This window comes from Amycolatopsis sp. WAC 01376, assembly GCF_003947415.1.
Classification (GTDB): Bacteria; Actinomycetota; Actinomycetes; order Mycobacteriales; family Pseudonocardiaceae; genus Amycolatopsis.
The window spans coordinates 496,200-513,143 of record NZ_QHKL01000003.1 but is presented as its reverse complement, the minus strand read 5'-3'; the positions used below and the strand labels follow the sequence as shown (position 1 = coordinate 513,143).

The following is a 16,944-nucleotide window of genomic DNA, read 5'->3' as shown; positions in this document are numbered from 1 at the left end:
GGTCCCCTTCAGCCCTTCTTCGCGTGGCGGGCGACCCGGACCCGGTTGCCGCACAGCGACGGCGTGCACCAGACACGCCTCCTGTTGGCCGCCACGAACAGCATCGAACAGTCATGCGCGCCGCATCGCCGCAGCTGGGCGGCGCGCGGACCGGACACGAGGTCGATCGCGGCCACCGCGACTGCGGCGAGCGCGATCTCGGCGCCGTCCTCACCATGCCAGAACGTCTTCGCTCCCTCGGCGGTCAGCCGCGGGCTGGTGGGAACGGCGGCCGCGGCCGCGTTGACCCGCTCGACCGCCCACGCCTCGGGCGCCCGGGCGGCCACGGTCGCCTCCAGCACCTCACGCACCGCTGACCGCAACCGCCTCGTCTGCGCGGCCGACGGCGGCCGGATGCCTTCGGGCAGCAGGGGCGCCTGCGTCGACCAGAACCTGTCGTGGCCGTCGTCGAGCAGATCGACCGACGGCGAGACGGCCAGCATCACGGTGTCGGCGAGGTTCACCGCGAGATCGTCACCGGGGAGCGTGTCGAGATCGAGCATGCCTTGACACTATCAGGTACTAATGGTTCAAGACAGTTCTAACCATTAGGGAGTGTTCATGGCGACCATCCGGCACCGCTCGGTCCAACTCGGCGACGTCGAGGTCTTCTATCGCGAGGCCGGTGCCCCCGACGCACCCGTTTTGCTGCTGCTGCACGGCTTCCCGACGTCGTCGCACCAGTTCGTGCGGCTGATGCGCCGTCTCGCCGGCCGGTGGCGGCTCATCGCGCCGGACCTGCCCGGATTCGGGCAGACGGTGACACCCGAGGGCTTCACGTTCACCTTCGACCGGCTCGCCGAGGTGGTCGGCGACTTCGTGGACGCGCTGGAACTGCGCAGATACGCGCTCTACGTCTTCGACTTCGGTGCCCCGGTGGGGCTGCGGCTGGCCGTCTCGCGGCCGTCCGAGGTCACGGCGCTGATCACGCAGAACGGCAACGCCTACGTCGAAGGACTCGGCCCGGCGATGCCGGACTTCGCTTCTCTCACGGACGAAACCGAGGCGCGGCGCGGATTCGCGGAGATCCTCCAGCCGGAACAGATCCAGTGGCAGTACACCGAGGGCGCCCGCGATCCAGAGACGATCGATCCTTCGAACTACCTGCTGGACCAGTACTTCCTCGACCGTCCCGGCCGCGTGGAGGCGATGCAGGACCTGCTTTGGGACTACCGGAACAACCCGCCCGTGTACCCGAAGTTCCAGGCGTGGCTACGGGAAGCGCAGCCGCCCGTACTCGCCGTCTGGGGCCGCGACGACCTGTTCTTCGCCCCTGCGGGAGCCGAAGCGTTCCGGAATGATGTTCCTTCGGCGGAGGTTCACTTCTTCGACACCGGGCACTTCGCGCTGGAGGAGGACGTCGAACCGATCAGCGAGCTGATCGACCGCTTCCTGGCGGCACACCACTGAAAGGCGGGACATGGACACCTCGGTCACCGACCATCTGCTCAGCACGACGCGAGCGGTCCGCCGCAAGCTCGACCTGGACCGGCCGGTGGAACCCGAGGTGCTCGAAGAGTGCCTGCGGCTCGCGTTGCAGGCGCCAACGCCGGGGAACCAGCAGGCGTGGCGATGGCTCGTCGTGCGGGATCAGGCGGTGAAGGACCGGCTGTCCGAACTGTTCCGGCGGGTCGGGAAGGCGTACCTGGAGGCGAACGCGGCGGCGCTGGGCGAGGCGATCACCGAACCCTCCGTCGCGCGGGCGTTCGCCTCGGGACAGCACCTGATCGACGTGATCGACCGGGTTCCGGTGTTCGTCATCCCGTGCCTGACCGGCAGGCCTGCCGGTGACAACGCGACCGACGCCGCGTTCTACGGCGGGATCTTCCCGGCGGTGTGGAACTTCCAGCTGGCGCTGCGCTCACGCGGCCTCGGCTCGACGCTCACGACGTATCACCTGACGCACGAAGCGGAGGCGGCCGAAATCCTCGGCATCCCGGCCGACGTCACGCAGGTGGGGCTGCTGCCGGTCGCCTACACGACGGTGCCGGACTTCAAACCCGCGTCGCGCGTGCCGCTGTCCGAAGTGGCGTACCTCGACGGCTGGGGGAACCCGCTGTCGTGAGCTGGTCGTGAGTGGCAAGTGTCGTTCTAACGACACTTGCCACTCACGACCAGCTGTACCGACCGGCTTCCCCGACGTCGCCAGCTAAGCCTTGGACACCCGCAGGGTGACCTGGTCGCCCCCCGAACTCACGGCGACCAGGTCCACCCGGCAGGCGGCGAACTCGACGGACTGCCGGCCACCCCGCCCGGTGGAGGCGACTTCCGCCGTCGTCCGCTCACCGCGTCCCGGTTCGGCCAAGGCCAGCTCGATCACGGCCTCCCCTTCCCAGACGCAGACCATGCCCGCGGCGCAGCGGGAATCGGACACCAGACGAGCGAACCGGATACTGACGTCCTTCGACGCGACCTCGGTCGTGTCACCGGCGTTGAGGACGACGGTCTCCCCCAGCTCGACGGCGCCCTGGGCAGGCTGGGGCCGCTGTACCGGCGCGGGCTGGACCAGCGTGGGCTGGGTCGCGGCGGGTTGTTCGCGCGCGGCGGAGCTCCCGGCTCCGCAGGCGAGGCCGACCAGGGCGCAGAGGACGACGAGCAGCTTCTTGGGGTCCACGTGTTCTGGACGTAGCGGAGGCTCCGGTCCGTTGCATCGGTTCTTCAGTTGCCCTCGCTGCCCGGGAACTCAGCGACGGTCGTGGGGATGTCAGATCCTCGCGGTCCGCTCAGTCCTCGGAGACGTCGCCGCCGTTCGCGTCCCCGCCGCCGCGGATCATGAACAGCACCGACTCCAGCTCCTCCGGTTTGATCAGCACGTCCCGCGCCTTCGAGCCCTCCGAAGGGCCGACGACGCCGCGGCTTTCCAGCAGGTCCATCAGCCGTCCGGCCTTGGCGAAACCGACGCGCAGCTTCCGCTGCAGCATCGACGTCGAGCCGAACTGCGAGGTGACGATCAGCTCGGCGGCCTGCAGCAGGACGTCGAGGTCGTCGCCGATGTCGGAGTCGATTTCCTTCTTCTCGCCGGCCTTCGCCGCGGTGACGCCGTCCTGGTAGTCCGGCTGCGCCTGCTCCTTGGCGAAGTTCACCACCGCGGAGATCTCTTCGTCGCCGACGAAGGCGCCCTGGATGCGGACCGGTTTCCCGGCACCCATCGGCAGGTACAGCGCGTCACCCATACCGATGAGCTTCTCCGCGCCCGGCTGGTCGAGGATGACCCGCGAGTCGGTGAGCGAGGAGGTCGCGAACGCCAGCCGCGACGGCACGTTGGTCTTGATCAGGCCGGTCACGACGTCGACCGACGGGCGCTGGGTCGCCAGCACCAGGTGGATACCGGCGGCACGCGCCTTCTGGGTGATCCGGACGATCGCGTCCTCGACGTCGCGCGGGGCGGTCATCATCAGGTCGGCGAGCTCGTCGACGATCGCCATGATGTACGGGTACGGCTGGTAGACGCGCTCGCTGCCGGGCGGCGCGGTGATCTCGCCCGAACGCACCTTCTTGTTGTAGTCGTCGATGTGCCGGACCTTGTTGACCTGCATGTCCTGATACCGCTGCTCCATCTCCTCCACCAGCCAGGCCAGCGCGGCGGCGGCCTTCTTCGGCTGGGTGATGATGGGCGTGATCAGGTGCGGGATGCCCTCGTACGGGGTCAGCTCGACCATCTTCGGGTCGATCAGGATCATCCGGCACTCGTCCGGCGTCGCCCGCGCGAGCAGCGACACCAGCATCGAGTTCACGAAGCTCGACTTACCGGAACCGGTGGACCCCGCCACCAGCAGGTGCGGCATCTTCGTCAGGTTCGCGGTGACGAAATGGCCCTCGATGTCCTTGCCGAGCCCGATGACCATCGGGTGGTTGTCCTTGACCGTCGACGGCGCGCGCAGCACGTCGCCGAGGCGCACCATCTCGCGGTCGGAGTTCGGCACCTCGATGCCGACCGCGGATTTGCCGGGGATCGGCGCGAGCAGCCGGACGTTGTCGGTCGCCACCGCGTAGGCGATGTTCTTGGTCAGCGCGGTGATCTTCTCGACCTTCACGCCAGGGCCGAGTTCGACCTCGTACCGGGTGACCGTCGGGCCCCGTGTGAAGCCCGTGACCTGCGCGTCGACGTTGAACTGCTCCAGCACGCCGGTGATCGCCTCGATCATGGCGTCGTTGGCCTTGCTGCGGGACTTCGGCGCGTCGCCGAGCTTCAGCAGATCCGGCGGCGGGAGTTTGTAGTCGCCTTCGACGGTCCTCGTGACCGCCAGCGGAGCCTCGGCCTTCTTCGGCTTCTTCTCTTCGACAGGCTTGGGGGCCGGCTTCGGCGGTCGCAGCGGCGTCGGTGTTTCGGCCAGCGCGGCCTCGATGTCGAGCTGCTCGCCCTCGTGGTCGGCCGCGGCCTGGCGGCGGCGCGACGGCTTCCGCAGGCGGACAGACTTCGGGTCGGCTTCGGTGACGGCGTCGCGTTCGTCGTGGATGGCCTTGCGCTCGGCCTCGGCCTCTTCGATCTCTTCGGGGTCGAGACCCCAGTTCCGCAGCCGGTGCGGGATCTCCCGGACCGGGGTCCCGGTGAACACGAGCGTGCCGAACAGCAGCGCCAGCACCAGCAGCGGCACGGCGACCCAGGTGGTGACGCCCATGGTCAGCAGGCCACCGGAGAACGCGCCGATCACCCCGCCGGCGTACATCCGGCCGTCGTTGGTCTCGGGCAGCGCGGTGAAGATGTGCAGCAGGCCGAGTACCGACAGGATGACCAGCAGCGTGCCGATCACCATCCGCGGCCGGGCCTCCGGCATCGGTTCCGAACGCATCAGCGCGACGGCGACGACGGTGAGCACCAGCGGCAACGTCACCGCCCCGGCGCCCAGCAGCGAGCGCGTGCCGACCTCCACCCAGCCGCCGATCGGGCCCGCGGCCCGCCACCAGACGCCGAAGGCGATCACCAGCGCCAGCGCGATCAGGCCCAGTGCGAGACCGTCCCGGCGGTGTTCCGGTTCGAGTTCACGGCCGCGGCCGACCGTCCGCGCCAGGGTCCCGAGACCCTTCGCGAGCAGGTTCCAGGTGCCGCGCACGCCCTTGGCGAACGTGCCGGACGATTTCTTCCGCGGTGCGGGACGCCGTGGAGCGGGCTTCCTCGCAGCCGTTGACCTGGGCTTCGCCGGGGTACGCGGCTTTCGCGCCGGCCCCTTGCTGCCGCCGCTTCGCGCCGTACTCCGTTTCCTGGTCGTCGACCCGCTAGCCATGTCTCCACGGTAACCGCCTCGACCCTCCAGCCCCGGCTGCCACTCGGAGCACATCTTGAACATTCGTCTCAGGTCACAGCTTGAGCGGCCATCCGGGTGAAAAGCGGTTCATGACATGCTCTGCCCCATGTTCGCGCTGCATCAGGATGAAAATTCGGCTCGCCGCGCCCCGGCCATCTGGCGCACGATGCTGAACATCGACCGGGGGCTGGTCAACTTCGTCGGCAAACTCACCGTGACCGGCGGTGTTCCGGCCGAACTGCGCCGCAAGCCCTTGCTCATGACGGCCAACCACATCGGGGTGTTCGACGCGTTCGTGCTGATGGCGGCCTGCAAACGGATCGGCATCAACCCGCGGTTCATGCTGGCGGGCGGCATCCTCGACGCGCCGGTCATCGGCCCCGCGCTGCGGGTCAGCGGCCACCTGCGGGTCGACCGCAAACAGGCTTCGACGGCCATCGGCCAGTTCACCGAAGCCACCGAAGCGCTGCGCACCACCCATGACCCGTTGATCGTCTATCCCGAGGGCCGGATCAGTCACGATCCCGGCCTGTGGCCGGAGCGCGGCAAGACCGGCGCGGCGCGGCTCGCGCTGGCCGCCGGGGTGCCGGTGATCCCGATCAGTCAGTGGGGCGCGCACGAGGCCGTGTACTGGGGAACGGAGACCGTCAACGGTCCCGCCGACCTGGTGCCGCTCGCGAAGTCCGGGCTGAGCGCGCCCATGCGGCGGCCACGGTTCAAGGTGCATTTCGGCGAGCCGGTGGACCTGTCGGAGGTCGAGCCGGAACGGCCGGGCGCCGGGGTCCGCGCGCACGCCAAGATCATGCAGGCCATCACCGACGGCCTGGTCCCGCTGCGCCGCGACGAACTCGACAAGCCGCGCTTCCACGACCCGACACGGCCGACCGACACCGTCAGTCCCTGGAAGAAGTACTGAGTTCCGGATCCTGAGACGCGTGCTCACGTTCGCCTAGGGTCGGCGGACGTGAGCACCCGCATCCTCGTCGTCTACTACAGCGCGACCGGAAACACCGCGAAACTCGCCACGGCGCTGGCCGACGGCGCCCGCGAGGCCGAAGCCGACGTCCGTGTCCGCACGGTTCCCGAAACGGCCCCGCCCGGTGCGGTGGCGAGCAATCCGCGCTGGCAGGCGTGGGTGGACGCCGGGCCGCACCACGAGACGGCGACGCTGGAAGACCTGGAATGGGCCGACGGTTTCGCGGCCGGGAGCCCGACCCGCTTCGGCGGCCCCGCCGCCCAGCTGAAGTCCTTTTTGGACAGCACCGGTGGCCTGTGGGCCAAGGGAAAGCTGGTGAACAAGGTCGCGACGTCGTTCACCACCGCGTCCACCGCGCACGGCGGGCTCGAATCGACCGTGCTGGCGACCAACAACATCTTCTACCACTGGGGCGCCATCGTCCTGCCGCTCGGTTACCCCGATCCGCGGCTGCTCGAATCGGGCAATCCCTACGGCGGCTCGTTCGTCTCACGCAAATCCGCCGAACCCGACGAACTCGCCCTGGACGCCCTCCGGTTACAGGGGCGACGGCTCGCCACTGTCTCGCGCTACATCGCCGACGGCCTTTTCAAGGACGGGTGAAGGGAACCGCACACCCGCCTCCCACGTCATAGAGTGGTCACACAGCGTCACGCTACGGGGAGGAAGCGGGATGACCGGCGGCTACGAGGTGGTCCTGGAATCGATCGGCGCGGCATCAAGCGCGGCGAAACGGGCTTCGGACGACGTCGGGAAGGTGAACCTCGCGGCCACGCTCGCCGATGTCGCGGCGGGCTTGCCGGGTGGCGTATCCGGTGAAGCGGCCCGGCTGCTCGCCGACGCCTGGGGCCGCGCGGTGCCCGGCTGGGCCGAGAACACCGCCGACTACTCCGCACGACTCGACGCGGCGGCCGTCCGCTACCGCTCGAACGAGCTCGCGGCGTCACGAGAACTCCCCGCCTGATGCTCACCTGGGATGACGTGCGCCGGTGGGATCCGGCCGCGATCGGCCGCGTGGCCGACGCGCTCAACGACGGCTGCACCCGCATCATCGCGGCGAACGACGACGTCGGAGCCATGGCCCGCTTCACGGGCTGGACCGGCGAGGCGGCCACCGCCGCGTCGATCCGGGGCGAATCGCTGACCTCCACCCTGGAACGGCTCGTCGCCGAGGCGTCCGCGGTCCGGCGAGGTGCCCACGAGGTGCAGATCGCGCTGGACCGGATCGTGGCGTTCGTGCGGGAGACCGACGAACTGGCGCACCGGAACGGCCTGGCCATCGGTCCCCGCGGCGAGATCTCCGTCGGCGTCGCGCGGCCCGACCAGTCTCGCGTGATGGCGGAACTGGCCGACCGGATCGAACAGGGCCTGCGCCGCGCGACGGACGTCGACGCCGATTTCGCCGCGATCCTTGGCCGGGCCCTTCGTGGCGAGATCACCGAACAGGGTGGCGGCACCCTCGCCCAAGCGGCGGACGCCGGGGCCGCGCAAAGCGGCCTGTCGATCATCGGCCCGCCGGAGAACGGCTCCCCCGGCGACAACAAGGCCTGGTGGGCAAGCCTGTCGGATACGGCGAAAGTCGCACTGCTGCAAGGAAACCCGGGGCTCGTCGGCAATCTCGACGGTATCCCGGCGGCCGACCGCGACGCCGCCAACCGAGCCGTCCTCGCCCGCGAGATCGCACGGCTCCAGGGCGATCCCAAGCTCAAGGGTCTGGAAGCCATCGAACAGCGGCTGGCCCAGTCGGAGCCGCAGGCGTTCCTGCTGGGGCTGGACACCAGCGGCGACGGGAAGGCGATCGTTTCCGCGGGGAATCCCGACACCGCGGCGAATGTGGCGACCTATGTGCCGGGGACCGGTTCGGAACTGGCGAAGATCGGCGGCGATCTCAACCGGTCCGACAAGATGTGGGCCGCGGCGACCACCTCGGGTTCGCCGTCGACCGCGGTGATCACCTGGCTCGGCTACGACGCGCCGAACGAGATCACCGACGCCGCGAACGCCAAGTACGCCGACGGCGGCAAGGCGGCCCTCGCCGGATTCCAGGACGGGCTAAGGGAAACACACCAAGGACCGCCTTCGCACAACACGGTGCTGGGCCACAGCTACGGCACCACCGTCGTCGGGCACGCGGCGGTCGACGGCGGCCTCGCCGCGGACGAACTCGTCTTCGTGGCGAGCCCCGGCGTCGGCGCGGACGACGGCGGCGAACTGCACCTCGACGGGGTGAACCAGGACGAGATCGGCAAGCACGTGCACGCGACCGTGGCCGAACACGACATGATCAACCTGGCCAACGTCGAGATCGCCGGCTACGACCCGATCCTCGGCCAGGACCCGACCGACGCGGACTTCGGCGGGCAGGTGTTCACTTCGGCGCCGGGCACGGACGGGTGGAGTGGGTACAGCACGGAGGCGCACAGCGAATACTGGGAAGACAACAACCCGTCGCTCCGGAACATCGGCCTGATCATCGCGGGAAAGCCCGCCTCGTGAGACTTCCGCTCCTGACCGCTCTTCTCGTGCTCTTGTCCGCTTGTTCCCCCGGAGGTGGAGACGCCATGAAACCGACCATCACCGAACACGAGGCGAAAGACAAGGTCGAGCGGTACATCGAGGGCGCGCTCTCCGCGTTGCCCGGCTCGGCGAAACGGAAACCGTTCACCCAGCACAGGTCCGAGTGCGCCGACCCCACCGACGACGGTCCCCAAGGCCGCTTCGAGATCTCCGCGACCTATGAGGTCACCGGCCTCGAACCGGCACGGTTCGCGGAATACTTCGACGCGATCGTCCAGTGGTGGTCGGCTCACGACTTCGCGGTCCTGACGGATTCGCGGCCGAAGGATCAGTACGTGTTCGTCAGGAACAAAGCGGACGCTTTCGACATGTCCGTACAGGCGAACGACCTCGGCAAGTTCTACGTCGGGGCGACCTCCCCCTGCGTCTGGCCCAACGGCACGCCCGAACCCCAAGCCGCCGAAGCCACCGAACCCGAGCAACCGGTCGCCGCTCCCCCGGAACCGGAGCCGGTCCGCAAACCGCGCCGCGCCCCCGTCGACGACGAGGACTTCGCGCAGACCAACTGGACCGACGGCGGCGCCTCCTTCTGACGGCCCATGGCCACCGGGAGGGTAGTGGGCTGCTGGAAGCGGGGAAGATTCCGGACGTTGAACGTCCCAAATCTTCCCCGCTCGGCCTGTCGGCGCGCCCAGCCGCTGGGAAAACGGGTCGCCCCGCCGCCACCCGGCCTCTACCCTCCGGCCGTGACCGCCGAACTCGCCGCCGCCCCCGCCCAGCATGTCGCGCATCGCGGCCGGGGCATCACGCTCATCCTGCTCGCCGCGGTCTTCTTCGGGACGTCGGGTGTGCTGGGCAAACCGGCGATGCAGGCGGGGTTGTCGCCGGAGCAGGTCGCGGCGATCCGCATCGGGCTGTCGGCGATCGTGCTGCTCGCGCTGTTCGCCGTCTTCCGGCCGAAGCTCCTCAAAGTGACGAAGCGCGAGTGGCCGCTGCTGCTGGCGTACGGCTCGCTCGGCGTGGCGGGCGTTCAGCTCATGTATTTTCTCGCGGCGGGCCGGATCCCGGTCGGGATCGCGATTTTGCTCGAGTTCACCTCACCGGTGCTGATCGCGCTGTGGGTGCGGTTCGTGCGGCGAGTGCGGTTGCCGAGGGCGATGTGGGCGGGGATCGCGCTGGCGATGACGGGGCTCGTGCTGGTCGCGCAGGTCTGGGAGGGGCTCAGCCTGGACGTCGTCGGGTTGCTCGCCGGGCTGGGCGCGGCCGTCTGTTCGGCGGGCTACTTCCTGCTCGGGGAACGGGGCGTCGCGGATCGCGATCCACTCGGCATGGTCACCTGGGGGATGACGATCGGCGCGGTCCTGGTGTGCGCGGTCGCGCCGCCGTGGACGATCCCGTGGGGCGTGCTCGACGCCCCGGCGTCGTTCGGGCCGTGGGAGCCGCCGGTGTGGTCGCTGCTGATCGCGCTGGTGCTGATCGCGACCGTCCTCGCCTACGCGACGGGCATGGCGGCGCTGCGGCATCTCCCGGCGTCGGTGGCGAGCGTCGTGGGACTGGTGGAGCCGCTGATCGCCGCCACCGCGGCCTGGCTGCTGCTGGGCGAGGCGCTCAGCTGGATCCAAGCCGCGGGCGCGGTCGTGCTGCTGACCGGCGCGTACATCGTCCAGCTGAATTCGAACGTGGTCCAGACGGACTCAACCCTGCTGGAGGCCTCGTAGCTCGCCGATCTCCTGCTGCTGCGAACGCGACGTCGTCGCGGCGAGGTCGCGGGCGTCGGGGTTGCGGCCGTGCTGGGTTTCGGCTTCGGCGATGCGGACACCCGCCTCGCGCTGGCGGATCAGGCGGGCGGTGAACTGGCGGTCGAAGTCCTTTCCGGACAGTCCCGCCAATTCCGCCATGTCGCCGGGGCCGATGTACCCGTCGCGCTGGATGTGTTCGAGGTTCGGGTCGTCCGGCGCGGGCTGGCCCCACGCCTCGATGAGCCCGGAAAGCCGCGCGATCTCCGGCTCGTGCGTGTCGATGACGCGCTTGGCGAGCGCCTTCAGCAGGCCGTTCTCCGCGCGGGTTTCCGCCAGTGAAGCCAGATCCACGCCCTGCTGGTGGTGCGCGAGCGCCTGCCGGGCGAACGCGACATCGGCGTCGTTGAACGGAACGGCGGCCTGTTGCGCCATCGGTGAAGACCCGGGAGGCGCCGTCTGCGACTGGGGTGCCTCGTCCGAGCAGCCCGCGAGCGCGACGGCGGCCATGGCGACGGCGGGCAGGAACCGGAGGACGGCGTGCGACATCGAAGAGCTCCTCGGAACGCGCGGTGGAGGTGCCTAGGTTGGCAGAGTCCACATCGGCCTGTTCACCGGGGGTTGCGCAAACACTTTTCCTCGCGGGCTCGTGGTGCGACAATCCCGCGATCCACCGCCGCTCCGACAGGAGGTAACCGCGAATGGGCGCAGAAACCACGACCGAGCGGCCGGGGTTGCGCCCGGACCTGCGGCAACGCCACGTCCGGATGATCGCCCTCGGCGGCATCATCGGCGCGAGCCTGTTCATCGGCAGCGGCGCGGTCATCCACACCGTCGGCCCGGCGGCCGTCCTCTCCTACGCCATCGGCGGCCTGATCGTCGTGCTCGTGATGCGGATGCTGGGCGAGATGGCGACCGCCGCGCCGTCCCAGGGTTCCTTCATGGAATACGCGCGGACCTCGCTCGGCGGCTGGGCGGGTTTCACCGTCGGCTGGCTTTACTGGTACTTCTGGGTCGGTGTGGTCGCGTTCGAGGCCGTCGCCGGGGCGAAGATCCTGCAGACCTGGATTCCCGTTGTGCCGCAATGGATCTTCTCGCTCGTCCTGATGCTGCTGCTGACCGCGACCAACCTCGCCTCGGCCAAGTCGTTCGGGGAGACGGAGTTCTGGCTCGCGTCGGTCAAGATCGCCACGATCGTGGTGTTCCTCGTGGTGGGCGTCCTGTTCGTGCTCGGCCTCTGGCCCGGCGGTTCGTTCTCGGTCGGCAACATCGCGCAGGACGGCTTCTTCGCCAACGGCGGGTTCTCGGTGGTCCACGGCGTGGTGATCGTGATCTTCTCCTATTTCGGCGCGGAGATCGTCACCATCGCCGCCGCCGAATCGCGGGAGCCGGAAACCGCCGTGCGCAAGGCGACCTCGTCGATCGTCTGGCGGGTCATCGTGTTCTACGTCGGCTCCGTGACGCTGCTGGTGATGATCACCGGCTGGCGGGAGATCCCGACCACGACGAGCCCGTTCGCCGCCGCGTTCGGCCGGTTCGGCATCCCCGCCGCCGAGACCGTGGTCAGCGCGGTGGTGCTGACGGCCGTGCTGTCGGTGCTGAATTCGGGGCTGTACACCGCTTCCCGCATGTTGTTCGCGTTGCACGGCAACGGCTGGGCGCCGAAGTGGATCGCGGACACGAACCGGCGCGGTGTGCCGTGGAAGGCGATCCTGGTGTCCACTTCGGTCGGGTACGTGGCCGTGGTGATGAATTTCGTGTCACCGGACAAGATCTTCTACTTCATCATCAACTCCGCGGGCGCGGTCGCGCTGTTCGTCTACGCGATCATCGCGGGTTCGCAGCTCCGGATGCGGCGCCGTCTGGAGGCCGAGGCGCCGGAGCGGCTGAAGCTGCGCATGTGGGGCTATCCGTGGCTGAGCTGGCTCACGCTCGCCGGGACGCTGGCCGTGGTCGCGTCGATGTTGTTCGTGGACGCGGACACGCGGGCCCAGCTGTACCTGAGCCTGATCAGCCTGGTGGTGATCCTCGGCGTCTACTTCATCCAGCGCCGGCGATCCGGCCGAGAGCACCGTAGAACACCTCTCCGATCTTCGCGGGATCACGGCTGAGGAAGGCCTGGCCGCCGACCGGGACGACGAGCTGCCCGAGTTCGGTCTCGTCGGCGGCCGGGCCGATCCCGAGGGCGATCAACGGTACCGGGTGCTTCCTGTCGTGCAGCTTTCCCAGCTCGGCCAGCAGGTTCTCGCGGCTGATGCCGCCGGGGTCGGTGTTGCGGCCGTCGGTCATCACGATGACCAGGTTCAGTTTCCCCGGCTGCCATTCCGCGCGTGCCAGCCGATAGATGTCGAGGACGCTGTCGTACAGGCCGGTCTGCCCGTCCGGCACGGCGCGGACGGCGCGCAGCCGGTCCACGGCGGCCAGCTGCTGTCCGACCGGCGCCATCGGCAGGATCTCCCGGTAGTCGCGTTCACCGTCCATTTTGGTCGCGAAGGTCAGGAAACGGATCTGTGACGCGGGTTTGAACAGCCGCAGCGCGTTCTCCGCCGCTTCCAGCGTGATCCGCAGCCGGGATTTGCCGGTTCCCGGGACCGGCGCGCTCATCGAACCGGAGACGTCGATCAACACCTGGACCCGGGCGGCCGCGTTCACCCCGGCCCACTGGCGGAGCGCTTCGTCGACATCAGTGGCGGCCGGGATCTCGGCGCTGCGCTGTCCTTGCGCCTCGACACGCTGATCGGTTTCCGCCAACCGCAACGCTTGCCCGCCCGGGGCACGCACGTCGGACCGTGGGCCGGTCGCGGCACCGTGAAGCAGGGCGCGTTTCAGTTCCGCGACGGCCTTGCCCTGCTGCTGGGTCGCGCCCGCGATCTCGACGAACGGGTAGTCGAGCGCGGGGGCCGCGGCGGAGTACGCGGCCACCAGCGCGATCTCGCCGTCGGGCAGCTCGGAGTTGTGCCGCAGCACCGCGTTCTCCGCCGCGGGGAACACCGTCGGCGAAGCGCCGGCCGAGAACTTCCGGAGCAAGGCCACGTACGCGGCGGCCGGATCCGAGGCGCCCTTCGTGACATGGCGCAAGGCCAGCAGCGCCGAAACACCGACGGGGTCGCTCACGGGATCCGGCATCCCGGCGACGATTCCGGCGTGGCCGAGTACTTCCGGCCAGGTCAGCGGCTTACGGGGCCAGCCGAGTTCTTTCGCGACCGGTTCCGCGACCGCGAGCACCACCGGCGAACTGGCCACCGACGGCCCGGAGAGGGGAACACCGCCGGCCCTTCTCAGGAACAGCGTCGAGGACGGGATCCAGGCCTGCGGCCGGGGCGCCGTCCCGGACAGCTCGTCCGCCATCTGGAGGGAATCCCTGGCCTGGACGTCGAACGCGACACAGGCGAGACCGAGGTCGCGGGCGGTCCGGATGACGGCGGGAGCGATGTCGGGCGACGCGGCGACGACGACCCGCTCGGGCTCGCAACCCGGATCGGAACGCGCCAGGGCCACGGTCACCCAGGTGGCCGCGCCGAGCACGGCCGCCAGCGCGAGCGCCAGTAGCGGAAGCAGTATCCGTCTTCGGGTCCGGGCGGTGGTGTGGCGTCCCATGGACTCTCCCGGTCTCCCGGCATGGGGCTCGAGGAGCGTCCGAGGGTACGCCGACCCCACTCTTAGGGGAAGGCTGCGACTTTCGGCGTAGGAGAAACCGTACCGAGGCGGGAGGTGTCCGAACACGGGTCGCGGAACACTTGCCCCGTAAGGAAAACACTCGAAATCGGGGGAATCCGTGACGAACCGGCCCACGCGCGCGGAACAGCGCAAAGCACGCAACGCCCTGTTCGGTCAGGCGATCACGATCGCCTTCGCTCTGCTGATGACGGCGGCCGCGAACCGGTCTTCATCGGGATGAGCCGCGCCTGGGCGACCGGCGAGTTCGCCCAAGGACGCCAGGGCGACGGCCACGAGTGCGCGGCATCGGGGTGCTCCACCCGCGCGTCGGTGAAGTCGGCGCCTTGTGCGAACTCGGCGTCGGCGAAGGTGGTCGTCCCGCTGAACAGCGCGCCGACGAAGGTCGCGTACCTGGGGAACGACGCGGTACGGAAGTCGGTGTCGCCGGTGAAGCACGCTCTGTCGAAGTTGACGTAGGGCGAGAACCGGGTCCCGCGGAAGTTCCCGCGGACGATCAGGCTGTCCTGGAGGTCGGCACCCACCAGGAAGGTGTCCGCGAAGTCGGGTTCGATGAGCACCGCGTCCCGCAGTTCCAGCTCTTCGACCTCCCAGAATTCGAAGGGCTTGGCCTCCCCGGCGGGCCACCTGAAGTGCCGCGTGAGAAGCCTCTGCGCGGCGAGCCGGACTTCGAGCTCTTCCTCGTCTGCGACCGGGTATTCGAAAGGCTTGCGCAGATAGCCGCAGGTCAGCTCGACGACGTCTTCCCTGGCTTCGGGTTCTTCGCGCCCGTAGCGCTCCAGGGCCGCGAAGGATTCGAGGCGCTCTGCGGCGCCCTCGCTGTCCATCATCTCGACGGCGCGCTCCCAGCGGTCCCGCCGGAGCCCGGCGGCCAGTTCGCCGGGCTTCCGCCGCCGATCGCGGCGGATGCCCTCGATGAACGTCCGTCCGAGGTAGACCGCGCCCACTCCCAAGGCCACCCCGGCCAGCGCGCCGACGACGTGCAGTCCGATCATCATGCGGCGATTATGCGCGAGAAGGCCCCTTCACTCGACTGAGTAAAGGGGCCTTCTCACGTGCTCACGGCTAAACGGGGATGACCGTCGGCACGATCATCGGACGGCGCCGGTAGGTGTCGGCGACCCAGCGGCCGACGACGCGGCGCACGGCCTGCGCGATGCGATGGGTGTCGGTGATGCCCTCGGCCTCGGTCCTGGCGAGTTCCATCTCTACCATCGGGAGCACGGCGTCGAGCGCCTTCGGGTCGTCGGAGAAACCGCGTCCGGACACCGTCGGACGGGTCACCGCGCGGCCGGTGCTGGTGTCGACGGCGACGGTGATGGCGATGAAACCGCCCTCGCCGAGCACGAGCCTGTCGGACAGCGTCGACTCGCCGACGTCGCCGACCGAGAGGCCGTCGACGTACACGTGCCCGACCTCGACACGGCCGGTCCGGGTGGCCTTGCCGTCGACGAGGTCGACCACGACGCCGTCCTCGGCGATGACCACGTTCTCCGGCGCGACACCCGTGCGCACGGCCAGTTCACCGTTGGCGCGCAGGTGCTTCCACTCGCCGTGCACCGGCATGACGTTGCTGGGGCGCACCGCGTTGTACAGGTACAGCAGTTCGCCCGCCGACGCGTGCCCGGACACGTGCACCTTGGCGTTGCCCTGGTGCACGACGTTCGCGCCGAGCCGGGTGAGGCCGTTGACGACGCCGAAGACCGCGGTCTCGTTGCCCGGGATCATCGAGCTGGCCAGCACGACGGTGTCGCCGGCGCGGATCGAGATCTGCCGGTGTTCGCCGCGCGCCATCCGCGACAGCGCCGACAGCGGCTCGCCCTGCGAACCGGTCGACACGAACAGCACCTTGCTCTCGGGCAGGTCGCTGGCCTGGTCGAGGTTGACCAGCAGGCCGTCCGGCACGTTCAGCAGGCCAAGGTCGGCGGCGATCCCCATGTTCCGGACCATCGACCGGCCGACGAAGGCGACCCGGCGGCCGTGCCGGGTGGCGGCGTCGAGCACCTGCTGGACGCGGTGCACGTGGCTCGCGAAGCAGGCGACGATGACGCGCTGGTCGACCCTGCGGACGACGTCGTCGAGCACCGGGCCGATGTCGCGTTCCGGCATGACGAATCCGGGCACCTCGGCGTTGGTCGAGTCGACGCAGAACAGGTCCACGCCCTCGTCGCCGAGCCGGGAGAACCCGGCGAGGTCGGTCAGCCTGCCGTCGAGCGGGAGCTGGTCGAGCTTGATGTCGCCGGTGTGCAGCACGACCCCCGCCGGCGTGCGGATGGCCACCGCGAGCGCGTCCGGGATCGAGTGGTTGACCGCGAAGAACTCGAGGTCGAACGCGCCGACCTTGCGGCGTTCGCCCTCGCGGACCTCGATCAGGTTCGGCCGCTGACGGTGCTCCTTGGCCTTGGCCGCGAGCAGCGCGTTCGTGAACCGGGAGCCGTAGATCTTCAGGTCCGGGAAGAGCCGCAGCAGGAACGGGACGGCACCGATGTGGTCCTCGTGCCCGTGGGTGAGGACGAGGCCGTCGATGTCTTCGAGGCGGTCTTCGATCGCGCGGAAGTCGGGCAGGATCAGGTCGACGCCGGGCTGGTCGTCTTCGGGGAAGAGCACCCCGCAGTCGACGATCAGCAGACGGCCGCCGAACTCGAAGACGGTCATGTTGCGGCCGACTTCGCCGATCCCGCCGAGCGCCACGACGCGCAAGGCGCCTTCGGGCAGCGCCGGCGGCGGGTTGGTCGGTCCGGGTCCGGTTGACAATGAA

At 69.4% G+C, this 16,944-nt stretch carries 16 protein-coding genes; 9 read left to right on the top strand and 7 right to left on the bottom strand.

Going from position 1 to position 16,944, the window contains the following annotated elements; genetic code table 11:
- Positions 1-8 precede the first annotated feature (8 nt).
- Complete coding sequence (locus DMH03_RS19195) at positions 9-542, bottom strand: ABATE domain-containing protein (RefSeq protein ID WP_125793385.1); 534 nt, start codon at positions 540-542, stop codon at positions 9-11.
- A 58-nt stretch (positions 543-600) separates the two neighbouring features.
- On the opposite strand from DMH03_RS19195, the gene DMH03_RS19190 reads away from it, so the two are divergent.
- A complete protein-coding gene (locus DMH03_RS19190) occupies positions 601-1,449 on the top strand; it encodes an alpha/beta fold hydrolase (RefSeq protein ID WP_125793384.1) in 849 nt (282 codons plus the stop codon).
- 10 nt (positions 1,450-1,459) lie between these two features.
- Entirely contained in the window at positions 1,460-2,104 is a 645-nt protein-coding gene (locus tag DMH03_RS19185; protein ID WP_125793383.1) for a nitroreductase family protein, read from the top strand.
- An 84-nt stretch (positions 2,105-2,188) separates the two neighbouring features.
- On the opposite strand, the gene DMH03_RS19180 is transcribed toward DMH03_RS19185, so the two are convergent.
- Both DMH03_RS19180 and DMH03_RS19175 read right to left on the bottom strand, forming a co-directional pair.
- A complete protein-coding gene (locus DMH03_RS19180; RefSeq protein ID WP_125793382.1) occupies positions 2,189-2,653 on the bottom strand; it encodes a hypothetical protein in 465 nt (154 codons plus the stop codon).
- 109 nt (positions 2,654-2,762) lie between these two features.
- Entirely contained in the window at positions 2,763-5,090 is a 2,328-nt protein-coding gene (locus DMH03_RS19175) for a DNA translocase FtsK (RefSeq protein ID WP_233611560.1), read from the bottom strand.
- Positions 5,091-5,388: 298 nt separating this feature from the next.
- On the opposite strand from DMH03_RS19175, the gene DMH03_RS19170 reads away from it, so the two are divergent.
- From DMH03_RS19170 to DMH03_RS19145, 6 genes are all read left to right on the top strand, one after another.
- On the top strand, positions 5,389-6,198 hold the full coding sequence (locus tag DMH03_RS19170) for a 1-acyl-sn-glycerol-3-phosphate acyltransferase (protein ID WP_199748932.1): 810 nt from the start codon (positions 5,389-5,391) through the stop codon (positions 6,196-6,198).
- A 48-nt stretch (positions 6,199-6,246) separates the two neighbouring features.
- Positions 6,247-6,861, top strand: coding sequence for an NAD(P)H:quinone oxidoreductase (gene wrbA / locus DMH03_RS19165; RefSeq protein ID WP_125793379.1), 615 nt, complete (start codon positions 6,247-6,249; stop codon positions 6,859-6,861).
- A gap of 70 nt (positions 6,862-6,931) precedes the next feature.
- On the top strand, positions 6,932-7,222 hold the full coding sequence (locus tag DMH03_RS19160; protein WP_125793378.1) for a hypothetical protein: 291 nt from the start codon (positions 6,932-6,934) through the stop codon (positions 7,220-7,222).
- Positions 7,222-8,754: an alpha/beta hydrolase gene (locus DMH03_RS19155; protein WP_125793377.1), complete on the top strand. Its 1,533-nt coding sequence runs from the start codon at positions 7,222-7,224 to the stop codon at positions 8,752-8,754. Before DMH03_RS19160 ends, DMH03_RS19155 begins: the two co-directional genes overlap by 1 nt.
- 65 nt (positions 8,755-8,819) lie before the next feature.
- Positions 8,820-9,368, top strand: coding sequence for a hypothetical protein (locus tag DMH03_RS19150; RefSeq protein ID WP_125793376.1), 549 nt, complete (start codon positions 8,820-8,822; stop codon positions 9,366-9,368).
- 153 nt (positions 9,369-9,521) lie between these two features.
- Complete coding sequence (locus tag DMH03_RS19145) at positions 9,522-10,493, top strand: DMT family transporter (protein ID WP_125793375.1); 972 nt, start codon at positions 9,522-9,524, stop codon at positions 10,491-10,493.
- On the opposite strand, the gene DMH03_RS19140 is transcribed toward DMH03_RS19145, so the two are convergent.
- On the bottom strand, positions 10,470-11,060 hold the full coding sequence (locus DMH03_RS19140; RefSeq protein WP_125793374.1) for a DUF305 domain-containing protein: 591 nt from the start codon (positions 11,058-11,060) through the stop codon (positions 10,470-10,472). The two genes, DMH03_RS19145 and DMH03_RS19140, sit on opposite strands and share 24 nt — an antisense overlap.
- 152 nt (positions 11,061-11,212) lie before the next feature.
- On the opposite strand from DMH03_RS19140, the gene DMH03_RS19135 reads away from it, so the two are divergent.
- Complete coding sequence (locus tag DMH03_RS19135; RefSeq protein WP_125793373.1) at positions 11,213-12,622, top strand: amino acid permease; 1,410 nt, start codon at positions 11,213-11,215, stop codon at positions 12,620-12,622.
- On the opposite strand, the gene DMH03_RS19130 is transcribed toward DMH03_RS19135, so the two are convergent.
- The 3 genes from DMH03_RS19130 to DMH03_RS19120 form a co-directional block, all read right to left on the bottom strand.
- Positions 12,552-14,108, bottom strand: a complete 1,557-nt coding sequence (locus DMH03_RS19130) for a VWA domain-containing protein (RefSeq protein ID WP_125793372.1) — start codon at positions 14,106-14,108, stop codon at positions 12,552-12,554. The genes DMH03_RS19135 and DMH03_RS19130 overlap by 71 nt on opposite strands.
- Positions 14,109-14,350: 242 nt before the next feature.
- Positions 14,351-15,184, bottom strand: coding sequence for a pentapeptide repeat-containing protein (locus tag DMH03_RS19125; protein ID WP_125793371.1), 834 nt, complete (start codon positions 15,182-15,184; stop codon positions 14,351-14,353).
- A 67-nt stretch (positions 15,185-15,251) separates the two neighbouring features.
- A complete protein-coding gene (locus DMH03_RS19120) occupies positions 15,252-16,940 on the bottom strand; it encodes a ribonuclease J (protein WP_370310846.1) in 1,689 nt (562 codons plus the stop codon).
- Positions 16,941-16,944: the final 4 nt, after the last annotated feature.

What these genes read in the sequence shown, in the direction of transcription:
- DMH03_RS19160 (WP_125793378.1), top strand. Translation starts at nt 6,932, where the DNA reads ATGACCGGCGGCTACGAGGTGGTCCTGGAATCGATCGGCGCGGCATCA.
- DMH03_RS19140 (WP_125793374.1), bottom strand. Translation starts at nt 11,060, where the DNA reads ATGTCGCACGCCGTCCTCCGGTTCCTGCCCGCCGTCGCCATGGCCGCC.
- DMH03_RS19150 (WP_125793376.1), top strand. Translation starts at nt 8,820, where the DNA reads ATGAAACCGACCATCACCGAACACGAGGCGAAAGACAAGGTCGAGCGG.
- DMH03_RS19185 (WP_125793383.1), top strand. Translation starts at nt 1,460, where the DNA reads ATGGACACCTCGGTCACCGACCATCTGCTCAGCACGACGCGAGCGGTC.
- DMH03_RS19155 (WP_125793377.1), top strand. Translation starts at nt 7,222, where the DNA reads ATGCTCACCTGGGATGACGTGCGCCGGTGGGATCCGGCCGCGATCGGC.
- DMH03_RS19125 (WP_125793371.1), bottom strand. Translation starts at nt 15,184, where the DNA reads ATGATGATCGGACTGCACGTCGTCGGCGCGCTGGCCGGGGTGGCCTTG.
- DMH03_RS19135 (WP_125793373.1), top strand. Translation starts at nt 11,213, where the DNA reads ATGGGCGCAGAAACCACGACCGAGCGGCCGGGGTTGCGCCCGGACCTG.
- DMH03_RS19190 (WP_125793384.1), top strand. Translation starts at nt 601, where the DNA reads ATGGCGACCATCCGGCACCGCTCGGTCCAACTCGGCGACGTCGAGGTC.
- DMH03_RS19130 (WP_125793372.1), bottom strand. Translation starts at nt 14,108, where the DNA reads ATGGGACGCCACACCACCGCCCGGACCCGAAGACGGATACTGCTTCCG.
- DMH03_RS19195 (WP_125793385.1), bottom strand. Translation starts at nt 542, where the DNA reads ATGCTCGATCTCGACACGCTCCCCGGTGACGATCTCGCGGTGAACCTC.
- DMH03_RS19170 (WP_199748932.1), top strand. Translation starts at nt 5,389, where the DNA reads ATGTTCGCGCTGCATCAGGATGAAAATTCGGCTCGCCGCGCCCCGGCC.